The following is a 20938-nucleotide window of genomic DNA, read 5'->3' as shown; positions in this document are numbered from 1 at the left end:
GGGCCTAGGGTTTTGCAGGTTCCTTAAACAGCGCGGGGGGCGGGGGCAAGCATGGGCCGGCTGCTGACCTTGCTGGCGGTCTTCCGGGCTCTGCGCCTGCCGCGCCGGGCCGGGGCGGCGCTGGCGGCGCAGCGGGGGCATCTCTTCGCCTGGGTGCCGGTCTTCCTCGGTGCCGGTATCGGGGTCTATTTTGCCCTGCCGCTCGAACTGGCGGCGCATTGGCTCCTTGCCTGCGCCTGCGTCGGGGCCGCTCTCCTGCTGTGGTCGCGCCGACTCCCGGCCGAAGTTGCGCCGATCGCGATTGGCGCGGGGGTGCTTCTTCTCGGTCTGGCGCATGCCGGGGCGCGGGCGCATCTGGTCGCCGCCCCGCAGCTTGGATTTCGATACTACGGCCCGATCGAAGGGCGGGTGATCGCGCTGGACCGCTCCGCCTCGGACGTGCCGCGGCTGACGCTCGATCAGGTAACGCTGCTGCGGGTCGCCCCTGCGAGCACTCCGGCGAGGGTCCGCGTCTCGCTGCACGTGCCGCCCGAGCTGCAGGGGCGTGCGCTCGACCTGGCGCCTGGGCAGAGGGTGGCGCTGACCGGCCACCTCGTCCCGCCCGGAGGCCCGGTGGAGCCTGGCGGCTTCGATTTCCGCCGTCACGCCTGGTTCGAGCGGATCGGGGCGGTGGGCTACAGCCGAACGCCGGTGGTTCTGAGGGAGGCCGCGGGCAGCCAGCGGCTTCTGCGCCTGCGTCTGGCGCTGTCACGGCACGTGCAGACGCGGCTGCCGGGCGAAATCGGCGGCTTCGCCGCGGCGCTGATGACCGGCGACCGCAGTGGCATCGGGCAAGAGACGCTGAACGCGCTGCGCCGCTCGAACCTCGCGCATCTTCTGGCCATTTCCGGCCTGCACATGGGACTGCTGACCGGTTTCGTTTTCGCTGCCCTGCGCGTGGCGCTGCTGCTGGTCCCGCTCAGCCGTCATCATTGGCCCGGCAAGAAGATCGCGGCGGTGGGAGCGCTGGCGGCGGCCTCGGGCTACCTAGCCCTTTCAGGGGGCAATGTCGCGACCCAGCGCGCCTTCATCATGGTGGCGGTGATGCTGGGGGCGGTGCTCGCGGACCTGCGGGCGCTCTCCCTGCGGGCGGTGGCCTTGGCGGCTCTGCTGGTGCTTCTGCTGCGCCCGGAGGCGCTGCTCGGCCCGGGCTTCCAGATGTCCTTCGCCGCCACAACCGCGCTGATCTGCGTGTTCGGCAAGGTCGAGACACGGCTTGCCGGACCGCGATGGGCGCGGCCGCTGCTGGCGCTGCTGCTTTCGTCGACCGTCGCCTCTGCCGCGACGGCGCCATTCTCGATGGCGCATTTCAATCTCGTTTCGCGCTACGGGTTGCTGGCCAACTTGCTGGCGGTGCCGGCCATGGGACTTGTCGCCGTGCCGATGGCGGTGCTGGCGGCGGTCCTGATGCCGCTCGGGCTAGACGGGGTGGCGTTGCGGGGGATGGCGCTGGCGCTGCACTGGATCCTGAGCGTGGCGCAGACCGCCTCCGGCTGGGAGGGCGCCGTCGGTCAGGTGGTGGCACCGGGTCCCGCGGTGCTGCCGCTGATCACGACTGGCGGGCTCTTGCTATTGCTTTGGCAGGGACGCGGGCGCTGGGGCGGGCTGCTGCCGCTGGCGCTGGCGCTGGGGGTCTGGGTGCAGTCCGAGCGCCCGGCGCTGCTGATCTCGGAAAGCGGCGGGCTGGTCGGCGTGATGACCGAAAAAGGCCGCGCGCTCTCGCGCGATGTCGGAGAGGGGTTCGTCGCCAAGCTCTGGCTCGAGAACGATGGACAGCCCGCGGATCAGGCCGCTGCCGCGGCACTCTGGCCCGATGCGGCAGGGCGGCTGCGCCGTGCGCTTGTCGAGGGTGTCGAGGTGCTGCATGTCTCCGGACACCGGGCCGCTGGCAGCATCTCGGGCTGTGGAGGCGCCGGGATCCTCGTGGCAAATGTGTCAATCCTGGAGGGGCTGCACTGCGAGGTCTTCGATGTCGAGAGGCTCAGGACCACCGGGGCCGTCGCCTTTCGACGAGGCGCCGATGGTCTGAAGATGCACCCCTCGCGCGGCCATCCACCGCGCCTGTGGGAGGGCGGCGCAGGGGGCGATCAGTAGGAGCGGATCAGCCCGACGAGGCGGCCCTGCACCGAAACCGACCCCGATGGCAGCACGCGAGGCTCGTAGGCAGGGTTTGCGGCTTCGAGCACGATGCTGCTGCCGTTGCGGCGGAAGCGCTTGAGGGTGGATTCGTAGCCTTCGACCTGTGCGACGACGATCTGCCCGTTGTCGGCCGAGCTGGTCTCGCGGATGATCACCACGTCGCCATCGTTGATCCCGGCCTCGATCATCGAGTCGCCCTTGACCTCGAGCGCGTAGTGGCGGCCGCTGCTGGACAGCATGGCCGAGGGTACGGCGACATTCGGCGGGATATCGGAGATCGACTCGATGGGCACACCCGCGGCAATCCGGCCCATCAGCGGCAGCTCCATCGCGCCGACGGCTTCCAGGGTGTCATTGGCCGGCGGTTTCGGAGCGGCACCGCGGGCGCCCTGGATCACCTGTGGCACGAAGCCGGTGGGGCGCCCCGCAAGGCTGTCGGGCAGTTTCACGATCTCGATCGCGCGGGCGCGGTGGGCGAGGCGGCGGATGAAGCCGCGCTCTTCGAGCGCCGTGATCAACCGGTGGATGCCCGACTTGGAGCGCAGGTCCAGCGCATCCTTCATCTCGTCAAAGCTGGGCGGAACGCCGTCGCGCGCCATGCGCCTGTTGATGAAATCCAGCAAATCGAGCTGTTTCTTGGTCAGCATGCGCGTTGTCCCGAGTCTTTGCCTGAAGAGATGTTCGAATTTGTTCTAGACCTGTTCCCGTTTTGTGTCAATCCCCGTGATCATTAATGCAAGGTTAAAGCGAGATTAATTCTTGAGGCTATCCAAATGCTTCGACCGGGAAACCTTGCGTTTCGGATGAAGCGGACAGGTGCCTCAGAGGCGGATCACCTCGATCTCGTCCCCGGCGGCGCGGGCGGGATCGCGCGGAGGGCGCACGGCCAGCGCATCGGCGGCGCCGAGAACGCTCAGCAAGGCGCTGTCCTGACGATCAAAAATCGAGACCCCCTCGGGCGTGATCCGGGCTCGCATATAGTGCTCGCGCGGGCCGTTTTCGCTGACCGGCGCCGCGAGGCGCAGCGTCTCGCGCCGGGCCGGCGCAGCGCCGAGGCCGAGCATGGCGCGGACCACCGGGGCAAGAAAGATATGTCCGCAGACCATGGCCGACACCGGGTTGCCGGGCAGGCCGACCATCATCGCCTCGCCGAAACGGCCGGACATCAGGGGCTTGCCGGGGCGCATGGCGACCTTGTGAAAGGCCCGCTCGAGCCCCATGCCCTCGGCCACGCGGGCCACGAGGTCATGATCGCCGACCGAGGCGCCACCGATGGTCACCACGAGGTCTGCGTCACCGGCCATGCCGAAGACCGTGCGCAGCGAGGCCTCGTTGTCGCGGGCGATGGGAAGCAGGCGCGGCTCGGCGCCGAGCTGCTGCATCAGCACGTAAAGGCCGAAGGTGTTCGACGCGATGATCTGGTCGGGGCCAGGGTCTTCGCCGGGCATGACCAGCTCGTCCCCGGTTGAGATCAGGGCGACCTTCGGGCGGCGCGTCACGGGCACGCGGGCGATGTTCATCGCGGCCAAAAGGGCGATGTCCTGGGGGCCGAGAAGACGGGGGGCATCGAGTGTGAGGCCGGCGCGGAAGTCATTGCCGTAGGGGCGGATGTTGTCGCCTGCAGCAAGCTGGTCGGTAATCGTGATGACATCCCCGTTGCGGGTGACATCCTCTTGAATGACAACGGTTTTCACCCCGTCCGGCACCGGCGCGCCGGTGAAGATGCGCACCGCTTCGCCGGCGCCGACCTTTCCCTGGAAGCCGCGTCCCGCGGCAGCTTCGCCGATCACGGTGAAGCGCAGACCCGGCGCCGCTTCGGTCACGCCGTAGCCATCCATCGCCGATGCCGCAAAAGGCGGCTGGTCGCGGCGGGCCGCGACCGACCGCGCGAGCACGCGGCCACCGGCCTCGCGCAGGGGCACCTCCTCCACATCCAATGGGCGGGCAAGGGCGAAGAGATGGTCGAGCGCTTCCGAGACGGGGATCATTTGGCTTCGTAGCGCCCCGACTTGCCGCCGTCCTTCAGGAGCACGCGCAACCCGCCGATTTCCATGCCGCGGTCCACCGCCTTGACCATGTCGTAGACGGTCAGCGCAGCGGTCGAGGCGGCAGTCAGCGCCTCCATCTCGACGCCGGTCTGGCCGGTGGTCTTGACGGTGGCTTCGATCTGCAGGCCCGGCAGCGCGGCATCCGCAGTGATCTCGACGGTGACCTTCGTCACCGGAAGCGGGTGGCAGAGCGGAATCAACTCGGATGTCTTTTTGGCGCCCATGATCCCGGCGAGACGCGCCACGCCGAGGACGTCGCCCTTCTTGGCCTTGCCCTCGGAGATCAGCTCGAAAGTCGCCTGCTCCATGCGGATCCACGCGGCAGCGGTGGCGATGCGGGACGTTACGGGTTTGTCCGAAACGTCGACCATATGCGCATCGCCCTTGGCGTCGAAATGTGTGAGGCCGCTCATGCGGGCACCGGGTCGGCGAGCAGCGTGCGGGTCGCGGATTCGACGTCTTGCTGCCGCATCAGGCTCTCGCCGATGAGAAAGGCGCGGGCGCCGTAGTGCGCCATGTCCGCCAGATCGGCCGGGGTGTTGAGCCCTGACTCGGAGATCAGGAAGCGGCCCTCGGGCACCCCCTTCGACAGCACGCGGGTGGTGTCGAGCGTGGTCTCAAAGGTTTTGAGGTTGCGGTTGTTGACCCCGATCAGCGGCGATTTGAGCGTGAGCGCGCGCTCCAACTCCTCGGCATCATGCACCTCGATCAGCGCGTCCATGCCCCAGTGGAAAGCGGCATCCTCGAGTTCGGCGGCCAGCGTGTCGGAGACCGAGGCCATGATGATCAGGATGCAGTCACCACCAAGCGCGCGGGCTTCGGCGACCTGGTAGGGGTCGTACATGAAGTCCTTGCGCAGCGCGGGCATGTTGGTGGCCGAGCGCGCCTCGGTCAGGAAGGCCTTGGCCCCCTGGAACGACGGTGTATCGGTGAGCACCGACAGGCAGGTGGCACCGCCGCGTTCATAGGCCCGGGCCAGCGTCGCGGGGTCGAAGTCCTCGCGGATCAGCCCCTTGGAGGGCGAGGCCTTTTTTACTTCCGAGATCAGGCCATAGCCGGTCTTGGCAGCCTCGAAGAGCGCTTGCGCGAAGGGGCGCACGGGGTCTGCGGCACGGGCCTCCGCCTCGACCTCGCTCAGCGGTTTCGCGGCCTTGTCGGCGGCGACCTCTTCGAGCTTGTAGGCCTTGATCTTGTCGAGGATCGTCTGGGTCATGGCGGGCTCCGTATCGTTCTCGGGCCGGTCGGTCAGGCCGCGCCGGGCGTGGTCCAGTTGATCGGCGTCTCCCCTCTGGCTTTAAGCCAGTCGTTGACGCGGGAAAAGGGGCGAGAGCCGAAAAAGCCGCGTCGCGCCGAGAGCGGCGAGGGGTGGGCGGAGGTGAGGATCAGGTGATCCTCGCCGCGGATGTACGGCGCGAATTTCTGCGCGTGGCCACCCCAAAGGATGAAGGCGCGCGGCTGGTCCGAGAGCGCCTCGAGCACCTGCGCGGTCAGGGTCGACCAGCCAAGCTTGGCGTGTGCGCCCGCGTTGCCGGCGGGCACCGAGAGCGCGGTGTTGAGCAGGAGCACGCCCTGACGGGCCCAGAAGCGCAGGTCGCCGTTCGGCGGGACCGCGCCGAATTCTTCCTGCAATTCCTTGTAGATATTGGTGAGCGACCGCGGCAGGGGCCGTATTTCGGGTTCTACCGAAAAGGCGAGCCCATGGGCGTGGCCGGGCGTTGGGTAGGGATCCTGTCCGAGGATCACCACCCGCACCTCTTCGGGCGCGCAGGCGTCGAGCGCCGCGAAGCGCAGCGGCTCCGCCGGCAGGATCTCCCGCGTCTCCTCTGCCAGCGCGGCGGCGATACGCGGGAACTCCTTGGTGAAAAAGGGCAGGTGGCCCCAGCTTTCAGGCAGGCTCATGCGGCGGCTTGGCTCGCCTTGGCAAGCGCCTCGACCTTGGCTTTGGCCGCGCCGCTGTCGATGCTCTCGCGGGCCATGGCGACGCCCTCGCGCAGGTCGGCCGCCTTGCCCGCGACCACCAGCGCCGCGGCCGAGTTCAGAAGCACCGCATCGCGGTAGGCATTCTCTGCGCCGTCCAGAAGCGCCCGCATTGCCGCAGCGTTCTCGGCCGGGTCGCCTCCGATGATCTCCTCGAAGGGGTGTGCAGGAAGCCCCGCGTCCTCGGGGTGCAGCTCGACCTCGCGGATGGAGCCGTCCTCTTCCAGCGCCGCAACCCAGCTCACGCCGCAGATCGCGAGCTCGTCGGTGCCGTCCGAGCCGTGCACCAGCCAGGCGCGCTCCGAGCCGAGCTGGCCCAGAACCTCGGCCATGGGCCGGATGAGATCGCGCGAGAAGGCGCCGGTCAGCTGGCGTTTCACGCCGGCTGGGTTGGTCATCGGCCCGAGAATGTTGAAGATCGTGCGCGTGCCCAGCTCCATGCGCGGCGGGCCCACGTGCTTCATCGCCGGGTGGTGCATGGTGGCCATCATAAAGCAGATTCCGACCTCGTTGAGGATGGGCGCGATGGCCGAGGCGGGCAGCATCACGTTGATGCCCATCTGTCCCAGCGCATCCGCCGAGCCCGACTTCGACGAGAGATTCCGGTTGCCGTGCTTGGCCACGGTGACGCCAGCGCCCGCCACCACAAAGGCGGTGGCGGTCGAGATGTTCAGCGTGCCCTTGCCGTCGCCGCCGGTGCCGACGATGTCGATGGCGCCCGCGGGCGCGACAACCTTGTTGCACTTGGCGCGCATCACCGCGGCGGCGGCGGCGTACTCCTCGACCGTCTCGCCGCGGGTGCGCAGGCTCATCAGCAGCCCGCCGATCTGCGCCGGGGTGGCCTCGCCCGCAAAGAGGATCTCGAAGGCCGCCTCGGCCTCCTGCCGGCTCAGCGGACGGGTACAGGCGGCGCCGATCAGCGGCTTCAGTCGATCGCTCATGCAGGGACTTTCATGGTCTTCAGGAAATTCTCGATCAGCGCATGGCCGTGCTGGGAGGCGATGCTCTCGGGGTGGAACTGCACGCCGTGGATGGGCAGCTCCCGGTGGCGCAGGCCCATTATCGTGCCGTCCTCGAGCCAGGCATTGGCGATCAGCTCCTCGGGAAGGTCCTCGCGGGCGACGACCAAAGAATGATAGCGCGTCGCCTCGAAAGGCGAGGGCAGCCCGGCGAACACCCCGGTGTCGTCGTGATGCATCAGCCCCACCTTGCCGTGCACGATCTCGTCGTGGCGCTTCACGGTGCCGCCGAAGGCCTGGCCGATGGTCTGGTGGCCGAGGCAGACGCCGAAAAGCGGCGTGCCGGTCTCGGCGGCGGCCTCGGTGAGCGCGAGACAGATGCCTGCCTCGGTCGGTGTGCAGGGCCCCGGCGAGAGCAGGATGCCCGCGGGTTTCAGCGCCATGGCCGACTGAACGTCGATCTGGTCGTTGCGCACGACTTTGGTCTCCACGCCCAGCTCGCCCACGTAATGCACGAGGTTCCAGGTGAAACTGTCGTAATTGTCGATGAGAAGCAGCATGGTAGACTCTTCAGACTGGCGGGCGCACCCGCGGTGGGGGTATACATGCGCCCGCAGGTGGTGCAGCGTCAAGGCCATGTCCCGAACTCTGATCGGGACCGGCACGCGCGCCGTAGCACGGCGACAAAGGGTCCGGCAACGGGACCCGCGGCAGAGAAGAGGACGGGCAGGGACATGGCACGCGGTTTCTTGGCAGGGGCGATCTGGGGTCTGGTGGTCTCGGGCGTGGGCGCTGGAGTGCTGTCGGTGGCCATGGGGCCGCCCGCCAACCGTCCGACCCGCCCCGAGATGCCCATCGCCACCGATCCCGTTGCCGAGGCGGTCGACAGCCTGGGCGAGCGCGCCGCACCGGTCACCCGAGCGCCCCAGAGCGATGCGCCGGACATCGCAGAGGAGACGGCCGAACGGCCGGACTCTGCGCCAGCGACCGAGGGGGCGGACAGCGCGTCGGAAACTGGAAGCTCGGAAGACACGGCGGCGGCTCCGGATGCACGCGCCGAAGACTCTCAGGCACGCGCCGAAGAGCCTCCGGTCGAAACCGCGCCGGGCGCCACCTCGGAAGACGCCGAAACGCCGCCGCCGGCGCACCGCCCTGCCGAGGAGCAGGGGGTGGCTCCCTCCGACGCGGGACCGACGCTCGCGGCGCCCTCGCTCGTCGAGGGCAGCGCTCCCGACACCAATCCGCTGCAGCGTCCCGACCCGATCCCGATGCCCGATGCCCCGGATGCGCCCGGCGCCTCCGAGGCTGCACGGCTCGCGGTCGGCGGCGACGCCCCGGTGCAGCCCGGTCTGCCCGCGCTCCCACCGGAAGCCCCCCTGGTCGAGGCGCAGCCATCGCTCTCGACCGATCCCGCGCAGCCGCCAACTCCGACCCAGGACAGCGGCCTCGCGCCCGAGCCAGAGCCGCAGCCCGTGACCGAGCCCACGCCTGAGGCTGCCGTGGAAGCACCCACCGGGGAGGCTGTTTCGGAAAAGCCCGAAATGCCTGTCATCTCGCCGGAGGAGGCACCGCCTGCAGGGGCCGCGCTCCCCCGGGTCACCACTCTTGTGCCAGGCCGCCCGGCGGAGCCGCTCCCCTCCGACGGACCGAGCGTCGGCACGCCGGCGTCATCCTTGATCACCCGTGCGCCCGAAGACACCCCGCAACAAGCGGCAGAACCTGCCTCGCCGGGCATCGGCTCCTCGCCGGATAGCCGCCTGCCGGTGATCACCGAAGACGCTCCCGCGGCCACGCCTGACGCCGGGGCCTCACCGCTGCAGCTCTATGCCGCCGCCTCCGACCTTGCTCCCGGCGACGCGGCCATGTCCATCTTGCTCATCGACGACGGCACCGGGCCGCTTGGTCCGGAAACGGTCGAGGCCTTTCCCTTCCCGGTGAGCTTCGCGATCGCGCCCTCGCATCCCGATCCCGCCAGCGCCGCCGAGGCCTATCGCGCGCGCGGTTTCGAGGTTCTGGCCCTGGCCGCGCTGCCCGAGAATGCGATCCCCTCCGACACGGAGATCGCGCTCGAAGGCGCGCTCAGCACCGTTCCCGGCGCGGTCGCGGTGCTGGAGAGCGCGGATCTGGCGCTGCAACACAACCGGGCGATCTCGGAGCAGGCGGCGGAGTTCCTTGCCGACTCCGGCCACGGGCTGGTGATGATGCCAAACGGGCTGAACACCGCCGAGGCGCTGGCCCGCCGCGCCGGCGTGCCGAGCCTGACGGTTTTCCGCGATTTCGACGGCAAGGGGCAGGAGCCGCGGGTCATGCGGCGCTTCCTCGACCAGGCGGCCTTCCGGGCGCGGCAGGACGAGAACGTGGTGATGCTGGGCCGTCTGCGCGCCGACACGGTCTCGGCGCTGCTGCTCTGGGGGCTGCAGGACCGCGCGAACAGCGTCGCCCTGGTCCCGGTCTCGGCGCTGCTGCTCCGGCAGGCGCGCCAAGACTGACCGGCGCGATCTTAGGGGCGCAAGCGTCCGAGTGCTAGAAACGCCGAGCCGCGCGGAGTGGAGCCTTCTTTAATCGCGCGGCGTCGCCCAGGCTTCCAGCGAGGCGCCCAGATCGCCGTAGCCGGTGACCCGCCGCTCGAAGGCGAGCCCGAGCCGGGCGGCGTGCTGCGCGGCCAGGCCCGCTGTCGCCGCGTCCTCCACCTGCGCGAGATGCACCAAGGTTCGGTAATTCCCGAAATAGGCGTCCCTTAGCTGCGGGTGCCGGTCGAGGCCAAGCGGGCGCCAGACGAAAGCGTCGAACTGGCGCACCAGGAAATCCGTGAGGTAGAAGCTGGTCATCTCACCGCGCGTGGCAAAGCGCGCGACTCCGTCGAAGACGGCATAGCAATGCGCGCCGGGCAGCATTTCGATCCCCAGCTCGTCGCAAAGCGCGGACAGCTGCCCGCTAGTGCCGCAATCGGCGTAGAGCAGCTTGATCTCGGCATGTGTCCCGCGGTGACGGGCGACGGCGGCGCGCACGGCGCCGGGGATGCGCTCGGGCGTATTGTGCAATTGGGCGGGCAGACAGACGAGGTCGAGGTGGTCGAGCCCACTCTGCCGGGTCACCGCAAGCACCTCGCGGGCGAGCGCGCCGCAGGCAATGAGCAGGATGCGGCCCGTGCAACGACGCGCCGTGGACAGCCCAAAACAGCGCTCGGCAAGCGCCTGGTCAGAAGGCGCGAATTCGGAATTCTGGTGGGCTTCGGCGGCTTGGGCGCCGTCAGGCGCGGGTGTCATCCGCGGGCACCGAGGCCATGCCCCAGCGGATCAGCAGGGCGATGCCGAGCAACAGCGGGATGACCTTGCTCGCCCCCCAGGCAAACAGGGCCCAGACGGTGAAGCCTGCGGAGGCAATCACCGCGATCAGAAGCGTTACAAGAGTGGTCACCGGCATCGGGGTCTCCTTTCCCTGCTATTGAAGATAGGTGCCGGACCCCCCGAAAGCAAAGAGAAATCCAAATTTCCGTCACGTTCTCCGCGCAAAGCCCTGCAAATTTTCGCTTATCGGCATGGGCTTCGGAGCCAGAGCGGCGCGGGTTCATCCCGCTGCGGCCCGGTCGTGGCGCCGCGCGATGAGCGCCTTTGCAGTCTCCACCGCGACCGCCGCATCGCGGCAATAGGCGTCGGCGCCGATGGCCCGGCCGAAGTCCTCGTTGAGAGGCGCGCCGCCGACCAGTACGATGTAATCGTCGCGCAGGCCCTTTGCGACCATCGTGTCGATCACCACCTTCATGTAGGGCATCGTGGTGGTGAGCAGGGCGGACATGCCAAGGATATTGGGCTTCTCCGCCTCCATCGCCTCGAGGTAGGACTCGACGGCGTTGTTGATGCCGAGGTCGATCACTTCGAAGCCCGCGCCCTCCATCATCATCGACACGAGGTTCTTGCCGATGTCGTGGATGTCGCCCTTGACCGTGCCGATCACCATTTTGCCGATGGTCGGCGCCCCGGTCTCGGCCAGCAGCGGCTTGAGGATCGCCATGCCGCCTTTCATCGCGCCCGCCGCCAGCAGCACCTCGGGGACGAAGAGGATGCCATCGCGGAAATCCTCGCCGACGATCTTCATGCCGCCGACAAGCGCCTCGGTGAGGACCTTGTAGGGCGGCCAGCCCCGGTCCAGCAGGATCCGCACGCCCTCTTCGATCTCTTCGCGCATGCCGTCGTAGAGATCGTCGAACATCTGCTCGACCAGCTCCGCATCGTCGAGATCAGCCAGGATGATCTCTTCGCCGGGTTCGTCTTCGGACATGGGCACCTCCCTTGCGCTCCCTCCAGCCTGCGCCCCGGACGCTTGCGCCACATGGCCGATTGCGACATGGCCGGGGACGGAGGCGACGCCGCGTCGGTGGGGCTTGTCAATGTTCTCTATATGTTCCATATCTGGCGCATGTGCGCCGCCAGCCGATCCATCGAAAAGGAGCGCCGCAAGGGGCGCGGCGCCGGCTCCCGTGACAGCGGGCGCTTCGAGCGGCTTGCCTATGAGGATGCCCATGACGGCTGGGAAATCTCCGAGGAGCTGCCAGTGCTGCGCACCGAGGTCAGCGAAGAGCGCCCGCGCAGCCTGATCAACTACGTGCGCTCGCCGGATCTGCCCTTTGACCGGACGATCAATCCCTATCGCGGCTGCGAGCACGGCTGCATCTACTGCTTCGCCCGGCCTAGCCACGCCTATCTGGGGCTCTCGCCGGGGCTGGATTTCGAGACCAAGCTCATCGCCCGGCCCGATGCGCCCGAGGTGCTGGCGCGTGAACTGGGGGCCAAGCGTTACGCGCCCGCGCCGCTGGCCATCGGCACCAATACCGATCCCTACCAGCCGATCGAGCGGGACCGGGGCATCATGCGCGCCTGCCTCGAGGTGCTGCGCGACTTCCGCCACCCGGTTGCCATCGTCACCAAGGGCACGCTGATCGAGCGCGACATCGACATCCTCTCGGAGATGGCGGCGCAGGGGTTGGCGCGCGTGGGCCTTTCGGTCACCACGCTCGACGCCGATCTCGCGCGCCGGATGGAGCCGCGTGTGCCCTCGCCGATCCGGCGGCTTGCGACGATCCGACGGCTGAGCGAGGCGGGGATCCCGGTACGGGTCATGGCGTCGCCCGTCGTGCCCGCGCTGACCGATCCCGAGCTAGAACACATCCTGCAGGCCGGGGCCGAGGCGGGGGCCGTTTCGGCGAGTTGGATCATGCTGCGCCTGCCGCTCGAGGTCGCGCCGCTCTGGCGCGCCTGGCTCGAGGAGCACTATCCGGGCCGCGCCGCGCGGGTCATGGCGCGGCTGCGCGAGATGCACGGCGGACAGGATTACTCGGCGCAGTGGCACCGGCGGATGCGCGGGGAGGGCATCTATGCGCAGCTCATCGCGCAGCGCTTCGACAAGGCGGTGCGGCGGCTGGGACTGGATGCGGAACAGCCGGCGCTGCGCAGCGATCTGTTTCGCCCGCCGCCGCGGGCGGGGGACCAGCTGTCGCTTTTCTGAATTGGCCTCACCCCAACGATGGAGGGGCCGAGCGTAGCCTTCGCCTTGTGCCGCAGCGCGGCTGAGGCCGAGAGTGCGCGGCCACGCGTCGGATTCAATCGCACGCGGCGGGGCCGTCATGCGGTCACCCTGCCACGTCCTTGGGGATGCGCGCCGAACCGGCTCAGCTGCGGCGGCGCCCGCCACGCCGGACGCGCTGGGGACCGTCTTCGCCGAGCCCGTCGCTTTCCGAACTGAAGGCGCCCAGCGTGCTGGCGATCCGCTCCAGCGTCGGGCGCGGCCCGAGCGGGCGGCTCTCGAGCGCCGCACGCATGGCGCGCAGGTGCTCGGGCGTGGTGCCGCAGCAGCCGCCGATGATCCGTGCCCCGGCGTCGCGGGCCATGACCGCGTAGTCCGCCATCACCTCGGGTGTGCCGTCGTAATGCAGTTCCCCGTTCTCGTAGCGCGGGATGCCGGCGTTGCCCTTGGCGATGATCGGTCGTTCGGTGCCGCTTGCCGCGAAGCCAAGCACGCTGCGCAGCAGGTCCGACGGTCCGGTGCCGCAGTTCGCGCCAAAGGCGATCGGCGGTGCCGGCAGCGTCTCGACGAGCCGCGCGAAGTCGGCAGCGGTGAGCCCCATCATCGTACGCCCGGCGGTGTCGAAGCTCATTGTGCAGCACCAGGGCAGGCCGACGGTCGCGAAGGCTTCGGCAGCGGCGCGGACCTCTTCGGGTGCCGAGATGGTCTCGAGCCAGAGCACATCGGCGCCGCCCTCCTTGAGGCCCGCCGCGGTCTCTTCGAACATCTCTACCGCCAGCGCGTGCGGCAACGGGCCGATGGGCGCGAGGATCTCGCCGGTGGGGCCGACCGAGCCCGCCACGACGACCGGACGCCCGGCGGACTCGGCCACCTCGCGCCCCAGCTCGGCGGCACTCCGCGACAGCGCGCGGGCACGGGGCGCAGCCTCGTGCAGCTTGAGCCGCGCGGCATTGGCGCCGAAGGAATTGGTGAGGAAAATGTCGGAGCCCGCGTCGACCGCGCCTTGGTACAGTGCGCGGATGCGGTCCGGATAGGTCTCGTTCCAGAATTCCGGGGCGTCGCCCGGTGTCAGACCCATGCTGAACAAGCTGGTGCCGATACCGCCGTCGGCGAGCAGCCAGTCCCGCTTTGCAAGCAGCGTGGAAAGCGCGTCGGTCATGAAATGCCTCTAGAAAATCTTCTTCGGGTCGGGGAATTCCACATCCTGCTGTGGGCCGCAATCGTTGGTGCGGGGCAAGCGGCGGGGCGCTCATGCCCGGCGTGTCTCAGCCGGCCATGCCGGGGCCGCGCAGCACCATGAGCTCGCCGACGTTTTCCCGGGTGACGTAGCCCAGCACGTGGCTGCCCGCGTCGATCACCGCCACCGCCGGTGCCTGCGCCAGCGCGTCGAGCACCGATTGCAGCGGCGCGGCGAGCGGCAACTGGGGCACCTCGGTCATGAATTCAGAGACGCGCCGCGTGGCGTGGTCCTCGGCGATGCCGCGAAAGAGCGCGTCGCGGGTCAGGAAACCGGCGAGCTGTCCATCCGGGGTTAGCACGGGGAACTCGTGCTGAGTGGTCCTGATCAAGGTCTGGCCGGCGGTGGCCAGCGTATCCTCGGGCCGCAAGGTCTCGAAGCTGGTGATCATCGCATCGCGCGCCAGCAGGTCATGCGCAACGGCGCGGCTGGCAACGTCCTGACTCTCGGCCTGACCGGCGAAGAAGACGAAGATGGCGATGAGGATCAGGATGAAATTGCCCGAACTCAGACCCCAGAAGGCAAGACCGAAGGCAAGGATCTGGCCGGTGATCGCCGCTGCGCGGGTCGCGCTCACCCGGTCGGTGCGCAGTGCGAGCACCGCGCGCAGAACCCGCCCGCCATCCATCGGAAAGGCCGGGAGCATGTTGAAGAGCGCCAGCGCGAGGTTGATCGAGGCGAGTTGGCTGAGAAAGGCGCCGGTCCCCTCGCCAAGGCGCGACAGAGCGCCCATGTCGGAGCTCGCGCCGAGCAACAGCAGAACCAGCCAGATCGCCACGTTGACCAGCGGGCCGGCAATGGCGACGGCGATCTCCTGCGCGGGTTTCTCGGGCATGCGCTCGAGCCGGGCGAGCCCGCCGATGGGCAGCAGGGTGATGTCCGGGGTCTTGATGCCGAAGCGCCGGGCGGTCAGCGCGTGACCGAACTCATGCGCCACGACGCATGCGAAGAGCGCGAGAATGAAGAGCACATTCTGCACCGCCGCCGCCATACCGCCCGCCGACCATGCGGCGACGCCGATCCAGAGCAACAGCAGGAAGAACGTCGCATGGACACGCAGCTCCGATCCGAAGAGGCGGCCGATTGGAAAAGACCAGTGCATGGGGCGTCTCCTTGGGGCTGTGGCGAAACTCGTCCGGGCCTCTTTGACAAAGATAAAGTCGTCGCGCCGTCAGGTAAGGGGCCATGCACCGACACGTCCCGCCGCCGAGGTCTTTTCTGCGTGCCCGCGCAACCGAGGCTCTTGCCCCGCGTTGGGACTGCAGGGCAGGAGGCGGGCTTATCGCGTCGCCGCGCCCTTTGCCAACGGAGGATGTCATGAAAACCATTGCTATTGCCACCGCTCTTTTCGGGCTTGCCGGTGCCCCGGCCATCGCCGCCACCGCCACCGCGCAGCTCGCGGGGACCGATGGCAGCAACATCGGAACCGTCACTGTCACCGACACACCTTCGGGCATGGGCCATGTCGTTGCCGAGTTGCAGGGACTTCCGGAGGGGGCGCATGGCATTCACATCCACGAAACCGGCGACTGTTCGGCGAGCGACTTCACCTCTGCGGGGGGTCATCTCGCAGGGGACGCGGATCACGGCGTGATGGCCGAAAACGGCCCGCACCCGGGGGATCTGCCCAATGCGCACATCGCGCCGGATGGATCGCTGACCGTCGAAGCCTTCCTCCCCGATTTCGACGTTACCGAAATGCTTCTGGATGACGACGGCTCGGCCTTCATCGTGCACGCGGGACCCGACGACTACGAAAGTCAGCCCTCGGGTGATGCGGGCAGCCGGCTCGCCTGCGGGGTCTTCGAGAGCGAGTGACGCAACATCGGCGGGGCGCCTAGGCGCCTCGCCGGCGCATCAAGGGGCCAGATCGTAGCGCTTGCAGACCGCGCCCTCGGGCTTGCGCCAGGTGCGAAAGCCCATCGCCTCGTAATAGGCCTGACCGCCTGCATTGCCGGCGCCAATATAAGCCTCGATGGCAGGTACCCCCGCAGTCTGCGCCGCCTCTCGGGTGGCGCGGAAGAGGCCCGAGCCGACGCCGCGTCGCGCCGCGCTCGGCGAGACATGCGTGCCGATGAAGCCCCAGCCGCCGGGCGTACCATACTCATTCCCCTCGGCGGTGCGCTTCATGGATTGCAGCCCGAGCAACGCACCGTCGGCATCCTCGGCGACAAAGCAGCAGATGCCATCGGGGTTCTGCACGTATTGCGACAGCACAAATTCCGCGTCCGCCCGTGCGCTGCGCGTGCCGGCGGACACCAGGTCCTGCAGCAAGCGCGAGAGCGCGGGCGCATCCTCCGGGACCGCCCGGCGGATCGTCAGCGCGTCTGCCTCAGCCATTGCCCGAGCCGGTGAAGCGCGCCGCATCCGCCGCCGCGCGCCGGATGGCGTTCGACTTGTGGACGGTCTCCATGTACTCGGCCTCGGGGTCGCTGTCATAGACCACGCCGCCGCCCGCCTGGATATAGAGCTTTTCGTCCTTCACGATGGCGGTGCGCAGGGCGATGCACATGTCCATATCGCCGCCCGCGCTGAAATAGCCGACACCGCCGGCGTAGACGCCGCGCTTCTCGGGCTCGAGCTCGTCGATGATCTCCATCGCGCGGACCTTGGGCGCGCCCGAGACGGTGCCCGCGGGCATGCCTGCAAAGAAGGCCGACAGCGCATCCTGATCCTCGGCCAACTCACCGACAACGTTGGACACGATGTGCATCACGTGGCTGTAGCGCTCAATGGTGAACTGCTCGGTCGGGCGCACGGTGCCGATCTTCGAGACCTTGCCAGTGTCGTTGCGGCCCAGATCGAGCAACATGAGGTGCTCGGCAAGTTCCTTCTTGTCCGCCAGCAGGTCGGCCTCGAGCGCGCGATCCTCCTCGGGGGTCCCGCCGCGCGGGCGGGTGCCGGCGATCGGGCGGATGGTGACCTCGCGACCGAAGACCCGCACGAGGATCTCGGGGCTCGCGCCGATCACCTGGAAGCCACCGAAGTTGAAATAGAACATGAAGGGCGACGGGTTGGTGCGCCGCAGCGAGCGGTAGAGCGAGAAGGGCGGCAGCGGGAAATCCTGCGTCCAGCGCTGCGCCGGCACCACCTGAAAGATGTCGCCCGCGCGGATGTAGTCCTTGGCCTTTTCAACCGCGGCCTTGTAGCTCTCGCGGGTGAAGTTCGACACAGGCTCCCCGACCTCGCGTGCCTCGCCCAGCTCGCGGCCCGCCTGCGGCAGGGCACGCTCCAGGTCGCGCACGGCGTCCATCACCCGCTCGGCGGCCTGCGCATAGGCGGCGCGGGCGGAAAGTCCCGACTGCACCCAGGCCGGGGCAACCACGGTCACCTCGCCCTTCACCCCGTCAAGCACCGCGACCACCGAGGGGCGCAGCATCACCGCGTCGGGCAGGCCGAGCGGGTCGGGGTTCACGTTGGGCAGACGCTCGACCAGCCGGATCATGTCATAGCCGAGGTAGCCGAAAAGACCCGCCGCGGCTTGCGGCAGGTCTTCGGGCAGGTCGATCTTGCTCTCGGCGATCAGCGCGCGCAGCGAAGCGAGCGGATCGAGGGGCTCGTCGTCGAAGGCCTCGGGGTCGAAGCGCGCCTGGCGGTTCAGCCGCGCCTCCTTGCCGTGGCACTTCCACACGAGGTCGGGCTTCATGCCGATGATCGAGTAGCGCCCGCGGACTTCGCCGCCGGTGACCGACTCGAGCATGAAGGCGTCCTTCGCTGCCCCCGTGAGCTTGAGCATCAACGACACAGGCGTGTCGAGATCGGCGGCGAGCCTTGTGTAGACGACCTGGTTCTCGCCCGCCTCGTAGGCGCGGGCGAAGTCGTCATAGGAGGGGGTCAGAGATGCCATGGTCTTATCGGAAGTTGGTGTGGACGGCATTCACCGCCTGCTGGTCGATGTTGACCCCGGCGCGTTCCTGAATGTCGGTGACGAAGGCGCGGAAGAGATCCTGCGCCACGCTGCTCGCGGCGCGATCCTTCAGCAGCCCCTCGAGCTGCTTGGAGGCGTCGCTTTCGCGGTCGACAGGGGTCACGGCGTCGAGCTGCATGATCAGCGCCGCACCGTCGCCCGGAAGCGCGCGTGCCTCGCCCGGCTGCATCTCGAAGGCAGCCTCGAGCAGGCCACCCGGCATGTCGGGGATCTGCGCGTCGCGGGTCAGGGTCTGCTCTTGCATCGGCTCGAGACCGAGGTCGGCAAAGCTCGCACCGCCGGCGATTTGCTGCGCCAGCTCTTCGGCCTGCGCGACAAGCATCTCGGTTGTCTTGTCCTTGTCCCAGCCCGCGGCAACTTCGTCGCGCACTTCCTCGAAGGGGCGCGGTGCGGGCGGGCGGATCTCGTCGAGACGAAGCGCGAAGACGCCGCCGTCGCCGAGATCGGAGATCGAGGGGTAGTCGTCCGCGGTCACCGCCTGCGCGGCCTCGCGGAAGGCGTCATATCCGGCGATGGTCTCGTCGCTCTGCTGGGTCCAGGCGATCGTGCCAAGCTCCATCTCGGTGTCGCTTGCCAGCTCTTCCAGCGTCGCGCCACCGGCCAGTTCGTCGTCGAGGCTCTGCGCCATGCCTTCGATCACCCTGCGGGCGCGGTCGAGCGCCAGTTCATCGCGCAGCGACGGCACGGCTTCCTCGAACGGGGTCTCCTGCGCGTGCAGGATGGCGTTGACGCGGTAGAGCGCCGGGCCGAGGTTCGAGGGCAGCGGGCCCGCGACTTCACCGGTGTCGAGCGCATAGACGCCGTCACCGGCTTCGTCGAGTTCGCCCTTGGTCACGTCACCGAGATCGGTGTCTGCCAGCTGCAGGCCGCGCTCCTCGACCAGCCCCTCGAAGCCAATCTCGCCCGAGGTGATGCGGTCCATTGCCTGCTGCGCCTCGGCCTCGTTGCCGAAGACAAGGCGCTCGACCAGGCGGCGCTCGGGCAGGTTGAACTCGGCACTGCGCTCGTCATAGGCGGCGCGCAGGGTCGCCTCGTCCAGCTCGACGCTGTCGACGATCATGTCCGGGGTGATCCAGGCATAGGTGATGACCTTGGTCTCGGGCAGGGTGAACTGCGCGACATGGGCGTCGTACCAGGTCTGAAGCTCCTCGTCGGTGGCCACCGGCAGGCCGGTTTTCAGCGCGTCGGCGCCAAGGCGAGCCCAAGTGAAATCACGGGTCTCGCCGGCCCAGCCGAGCAGCGTGTCGACATAGGTGTCGGGCAGGGTGGTGCCGGAGTAAACCGCCGAGTTCAGGAGGTTCCGGGCGCTTTCGCTGCGCAGGTCGTCTTCGAATTCGGCTTCGGTGAGGCCGGTGTTGCGCAGCGCGAAGGCATAGCTCTCGCGGTTGAACTTGCCGTCGGGACCCTGGAAGGCGCCGACCTGGCTCAGCGCTTCGGCCACCTGGTCGTCGCCGACCGAAAGACCGATGCGGGCGGCCTCGTCGTCGAGCGCGGCATTGGTCACCACCTGCGCCAGAACCTGGCGGTCGAGACCGAACTGCTGTGCCTGATCAAGGGTCATCGGCTGGCCGGTCTGCGCCTCGAAGGCGCGCATCTCGTTCTGCAGCGCGCGCGAATAGTCGTTCACCGAGATCTCGGTGTCGCCGACCGAACCGATCCCACGCAGGCCGCCGCTGAAATTCACCGTGCCGAAGGCGCCGAAGCCCATCACCACGAGGATCAGAAGACCCCATACCAGAGTCTTGCCGATGCTGCTCTTGCCGCGTGCCATGCGCTGCCTCTTGATCATGTGTTTCTGGCGTCGGGGTTTACTGGGCCAAGTCCTTGCTCGCAAGGGCTGTCGCGCGCTGCGGCCGGACTGGCCAGTCCAGCGCTTCGAGCCGTCCGAAAAGATCGCCGATCTCTGCGCGGTTCACATTGGCAAAGGCAAAGCGGAATTGCCGGGCGCCGCGCGGGTCGGTCTCCGGCATGAACATGGTGCCCGGAAGAGAGAGGACGCCGGCCTCTCTCACCAGCTTTGGTGCGAGCTGCGCCGAGCTTTCCGCGAAGGGGTGCTCAAGATAGGCGAAATAGGCGCCGAGGCCGAGCAGCTTCCACCCTTTGGCGTCGAGCCGCGGCATGTTGTCGGCAATGGCGGCGCGGCGGTCGAGGATCTCGTCGCGCTCGCCCGCGACCCATTGGGCAAGGTTCCGCAGCCCCCAGAGCGCCGCGCGCTGCCCGAGCTGCGTCGCGCAAATGGCGACAGTATCTAGGAACTTCTCAACCTCGGGCAGGAGGTCTTCGCTGGCGATGATCGCGCCGACCCGGTGGCCGGTGAGGCGGTATGCCTTGGAGAAGCTGTAAAGCTGGACCAGCGTGTCACGGTCCTCGGGCGCGTTCAGCAGGTCGTGCGGCGCGCCGCTGCGGCTGTCGAAATCCTTGTAGGTCTCATCGACGATCAGCTTAATCCCGTGCGCGCGTGCGAGGTCGAAGAAGGCCCTCAGGGTCTCTGCCGGGTATTCCTTGCCGCCGGGATTATTCGGGGAAACCAGAACAATGGCGCGCGTTCTTGATGTGATGAGGGAAGCGGCCGTCGTCACCTGCGGCAAGAGTTCGGCATCAGTGGGCAGCGGCACGGTCGTGACGCCGGACATGTCGAGCCACATCTTGTGGTTGAAATACCAGGGCGTCGGTAGCAGAACCTCATCCCCCTCGCCGCAGAGCGCGCTAATGCAGGCCGCGAAGGCCTGGTTGCAACCAGATGTAATTGCGACGTTTTCCGCTGACACATTTGCGCCATAATGGGCGGACCAATGGCGCGCCAGTTCCTCGCGCAGCTCGGGCATGCCGAGCACCGGTCCGTAGAGGTGGGTGGCCGGATCGGCCAGCGCCTCGCCCATGGCGGCAACAAGCGGCGCGGGCGGCGGGTCGATGGGGGCGGCTTGGCTGACGTTGATCAGGGGCCGGTCTGCAGAAAACGTGACGCCGTCGAGCCAGCGCCGCGCCTCCATCACCGGTGGGGCGAAGGTGGTTTGGGTGCGGCTCTTGCTGGTCATGTGCTGTCTCTCCCTGAGTGTTGCGCGGACGCTATCAGCGGCTCAAGTCAGGGGGA

20 protein-coding genes are annotated in these 20938 nt (G+C 68.3%); 4 read left to right on the top strand and 16 right to left on the bottom strand.

The features are described from left to right. Positions 1 to 51 precede the first annotated feature (51 nt). Positions 52 to 2133: a ComEC/Rec2 family competence protein gene (locus CEW88_RS07695; protein ID WP_108965645.1), complete on the top strand. Its 2082-nt coding sequence runs from the start codon at positions 52 to 54 to the stop codon at positions 2131 to 2133. On the opposite strand, the gene lexA is transcribed toward CEW88_RS07695, so the two are convergent. The 7 genes from lexA to CEW88_RS24455 form a co-directional block, all read right to left on the bottom strand. Further along, positions 2127 to 2825 carry a transcriptional repressor LexA gene (gene lexA / locus CEW88_RS07690; protein WP_108965643.1) on the bottom strand — a complete coding sequence of 233 codons (699 nt, stop codon included), beginning with the start codon at positions 2823 to 2825 and terminating at the stop codon, positions 2127 to 2129. The genes CEW88_RS07695 and lexA overlap by 7 nt on opposite strands. Positions 2826 to 2999: 174 nt before the next feature. Further along, complete coding sequence (locus CEW88_RS07685) at positions 3000 to 4166, bottom strand: molybdopterin molybdotransferase MoeA (RefSeq protein WP_108965641.1); 1167 nt, start codon at positions 4164 to 4166, stop codon at positions 3000 to 3002. Further along, a complete protein-coding gene (gene moaC / locus CEW88_RS07680) occupies positions 4163 to 4639 on the bottom strand; it encodes a cyclic pyranopterin monophosphate synthase MoaC (RefSeq protein WP_108965639.1) in 477 nt (158 codons plus the stop codon). The genes CEW88_RS07685 and moaC overlap by 4 nt, the downstream gene beginning before the upstream one ends. Next, the gene (trpC, locus tag CEW88_RS07675; RefSeq protein WP_108965637.1) at positions 4636 to 5439 is read right to left on the bottom strand and encodes an indole-3-glycerol phosphate synthase TrpC; all 804 of its coding nucleotides are present in this window, start codon (positions 5437 to 5439) and stop codon (positions 4636 to 4638) included. Before trpC ends, moaC begins: the two co-directional genes overlap by 4 nt. Positions 5440 to 5471: 32 nt before the next feature. Beyond that, positions 5472 to 6125: a uracil-DNA glycosylase gene (locus CEW88_RS07670; RefSeq protein WP_108965635.1), complete on the bottom strand. Its 654-nt coding sequence runs from the start codon at positions 6123 to 6125 to the stop codon at positions 5472 to 5474. Next, positions 6122 to 7144 (bottom strand): anthranilate phosphoribosyltransferase, encoded by a 1023-nt coding sequence (gene trpD / locus CEW88_RS07665; protein ID WP_108965633.1) that lies wholly within the window; start codon positions 7142 to 7144, stop codon positions 6122 to 6124. Before trpD ends, CEW88_RS07670 begins: the two co-directional genes overlap by 4 nt. Beyond that, positions 7141 to 7722, bottom strand: coding sequence for an anthranilate synthase component II (locus tag CEW88_RS24455; RefSeq protein WP_159099571.1), 582 nt, complete (start codon positions 7720 to 7722; stop codon positions 7141 to 7143). Before CEW88_RS24455 ends, trpD begins: the two co-directional genes overlap by 4 nt. Positions 7723 to 7896: 174 nt before the next feature. Here CEW88_RS24455 and CEW88_RS07660 point away from each other — a divergent pair, with 174 nt between their 5' ends. Further along, complete coding sequence (locus CEW88_RS07660) at positions 7897 to 9651, top strand: divergent polysaccharide deacetylase family protein (RefSeq protein ID WP_159099570.1); 1755 nt, start codon at positions 7897 to 7899, stop codon at positions 9649 to 9651. 69 nt (positions 9652 to 9720) lie between these two features. Here CEW88_RS07660 and CEW88_RS07655 read toward each other — a convergent pair whose 3' ends face one another. The 3 genes from CEW88_RS07655 to CEW88_RS07650 form a co-directional block, all read right to left on the bottom strand. Next, the gene (locus CEW88_RS07655; RefSeq protein ID WP_108965630.1) at positions 9721 to 10428 is read right to left on the bottom strand and encodes a DUF1638 domain-containing protein; all 708 of its coding nucleotides are present in this window, start codon (positions 10426 to 10428) and stop codon (positions 9721 to 9723) included. Continuing rightward, positions 10412 to 10585, bottom strand: a complete 174-nt coding sequence (locus CEW88_RS24720) for a hypothetical protein (protein WP_193989020.1) — start codon at positions 10583 to 10585, stop codon at positions 10412 to 10414. Before CEW88_RS24720 ends, CEW88_RS07655 begins: the two co-directional genes overlap by 17 nt. Positions 10586 to 10729: 144 nt before the next feature. Next, complete coding sequence (locus CEW88_RS07650) at positions 10730 to 11440, bottom strand: corrinoid protein (protein ID WP_108965628.1); 711 nt, start codon at positions 11438 to 11440, stop codon at positions 10730 to 10732. Between the two features lie 138 nt (positions 11441 to 11578). Between CEW88_RS07650 and CEW88_RS07645 the strand changes: the two genes are divergently transcribed. Beyond that, complete coding sequence (locus tag CEW88_RS07645) at positions 11579 to 12664, top strand: PA0069 family radical SAM protein (protein WP_108967628.1); 1086 nt, start codon at positions 11579 to 11581, stop codon at positions 12662 to 12664. 163 nt (positions 12665 to 12827) lie between these two features. Here CEW88_RS07645 and bmt read toward each other — a convergent pair whose 3' ends face one another. Next, entirely contained in the window at positions 12828 to 13841 is a 1014-nt protein-coding gene (gene bmt / locus CEW88_RS07640) for a betaine--homocysteine S-methyltransferase (protein ID WP_108965626.1), read from the bottom strand. A gap of 106 nt (positions 13842 to 13947) precedes the next feature. Next, positions 13948 to 15021 (bottom strand): site-2 protease family protein, encoded by a 1074-nt coding sequence (locus CEW88_RS07635; RefSeq protein ID WP_108965625.1) that lies wholly within the window; start codon positions 15019 to 15021, stop codon positions 13948 to 13950. Between the two features lie 215 nt (positions 15022 to 15236). On the opposite strand from CEW88_RS07635, the gene CEW88_RS07630 reads away from it, so the two are divergent. After that, entirely contained in the window at positions 15237 to 15737 is a 501-nt protein-coding gene (locus CEW88_RS07630) for a superoxide dismutase family protein (protein ID WP_108965623.1), read from the top strand. Positions 15738 to 15776: 39 nt separating this feature from the next. On the opposite strand, the gene CEW88_RS07625 is transcribed toward CEW88_RS07630, so the two are convergent. The 4 genes from CEW88_RS07625 to CEW88_RS07610 are packed head-to-tail and all read right to left on the bottom strand — an operon-like array spanning position 15777 to position 20882. Then, complete coding sequence (locus tag CEW88_RS07625; protein WP_254694367.1) at positions 15777 to 16259, bottom strand: GNAT family N-acetyltransferase; 483 nt, start codon at positions 16257 to 16259, stop codon at positions 15777 to 15779. Continuing rightward, positions 16252 to 17766: an anthranilate synthase component I gene (gene trpE, locus CEW88_RS07620; protein ID WP_108965621.1), complete on the bottom strand. Its 1515-nt coding sequence runs from the start codon at positions 17764 to 17766 to the stop codon at positions 16252 to 16254. The genes CEW88_RS07625 and trpE overlap by 8 nt, the downstream gene beginning before the upstream one ends. Positions 17767 to 17770: 4 nt before the next feature. Next, positions 17771 to 19618: a peptidyl-prolyl cis-trans isomerase gene (locus CEW88_RS07615; protein ID WP_108967622.1), complete on the bottom strand. Its 1848-nt coding sequence runs from the start codon at positions 19616 to 19618 to the stop codon at positions 17771 to 17773. A gap of 37 nt (positions 19619 to 19655) precedes the next feature. Then, the gene (locus CEW88_RS07610; protein ID WP_108965619.1) at positions 19656 to 20882 is read right to left on the bottom strand and encodes an aminotransferase; all 1227 of its coding nucleotides are present in this window, start codon (positions 20880 to 20882) and stop codon (positions 19656 to 19658) included. Between the last annotated feature and the right edge of the window lie 56 nt (positions 20883 to 20938).

The sequence above is a fragment of the Alloyangia pacifica genome (genome assembly GCF_003111685.1).
Classification (GTDB): domain Bacteria; phylum Pseudomonadota; class Alphaproteobacteria; order Rhodobacterales; family Rhodobacteraceae; genus Salipiger; species Salipiger pacificus_A.
This window is presented reverse-complemented; position numbering and strand designations above follow the sequence as displayed.

Coding starts and splice junctions, on each gene's coding strand:
- CEW88_RS07695 (WP_108965645.1), top strand. CDS start 52: ATGGGCCGGCTGCTGACCTTGCTGGCGGTCTTCCGGGCTCTGCGCCTG.
- lexA (WP_108965643.1), bottom strand. CDS start 2,825: ATGCTGACCAAGAAACAGCTCGATTTGCTGGATTTCATCAACAGGCGC.
- CEW88_RS07685 (WP_108965641.1), bottom strand. CDS start 4,166: ATGATCCCCGTCTCGGAAGCGCTCGACCATCTCTTCGCCCTTGCCCGC.
- moaC (WP_108965639.1), bottom strand. CDS start 4,639: ATGAGCGGCCTCACACATTTCGACGCCAAGGGCGATGCGCATATGGTC.
- trpC (WP_108965637.1), bottom strand. CDS start 5,439: ATGACCCAGACGATCCTCGACAAGATCAAGGCCTACAAGCTCGAAGAG.
- CEW88_RS07670 (WP_108965635.1), bottom strand. CDS start 6,125: ATGAGCCTGCCTGAAAGCTGGGGCCACCTGCCCTTTTTCACCAAGGAG.
- trpD (WP_108965633.1), bottom strand. CDS start 7,144: ATGAGCGATCGACTGAAGCCGCTGATCGGCGCCGCCTGTACCCGTCCG.
- CEW88_RS24455 (WP_159099571.1), bottom strand. CDS start 7,722: ATGCTGCTTCTCATCGACAATTACGACAGTTTCACCTGGAACCTCGTG.
- CEW88_RS07660 (WP_159099570.1), top strand. CDS start 7,897: ATGGCACGCGGTTTCTTGGCAGGGGCGATCTGGGGTCTGGTGGTCTCG.
- CEW88_RS07655 (WP_108965630.1), bottom strand. CDS start 10,428: ATGACACCCGCGCCTGACGGCGCCCAAGCCGCCGAAGCCCACCAGAAT.
- CEW88_RS24720 (WP_193989020.1), bottom strand. CDS start 10,585: ATGCCGGTGACCACTCTTGTAACGCTTCTGATCGCGGTGATTGCCTCC.
- CEW88_RS07650 (WP_108965628.1), bottom strand. CDS start 11,440: ATGTCCGAAGACGAACCCGGCGAAGAGATCATCCTGGCTGATCTCGAC.
- CEW88_RS07645 (WP_108967628.1), top strand. CDS start 11,579: ATGTGCGCCGCCAGCCGATCCATCGAAAAGGAGCGCCGCAAGGGGCGC.
- bmt (WP_108965626.1), bottom strand. CDS start 13,841: ATGACCGACGCGCTTTCCACGCTGCTTGCAAAGCGGGACTGGCTGCTC.
- CEW88_RS07635 (WP_108965625.1), bottom strand. CDS start 15,021: ATGCACTGGTCTTTTCCAATCGGCCGCCTCTTCGGATCGGAGCTGCGT.
- CEW88_RS07630 (WP_108965623.1), top strand. CDS start 15,237: ATGAAAACCATTGCTATTGCCACCGCTCTTTTCGGGCTTGCCGGTGCC.
- CEW88_RS07625 (WP_254694367.1), bottom strand. CDS start 16,259: ATGGCTGAGGCAGACGCGCTGACGATCCGCCGGGCGGTCCCGGAGGAT.
- trpE (WP_108965621.1), bottom strand. CDS start 17,766: ATGGCATCTCTGACCCCCTCCTATGACGACTTCGCCCGCGCCTACGAG.
- CEW88_RS07615 (WP_108967622.1), bottom strand. CDS start 19,618: ATGGCACGCGGCAAGAGCAGCATCGGCAAGACTCTGGTATGGGGTCTT.
- CEW88_RS07610 (WP_108965619.1), bottom strand. CDS start 20,882: ATGACCAGCAAGAGCCGCACCCAAACCACCTTCGCCCCACCGGTGATG.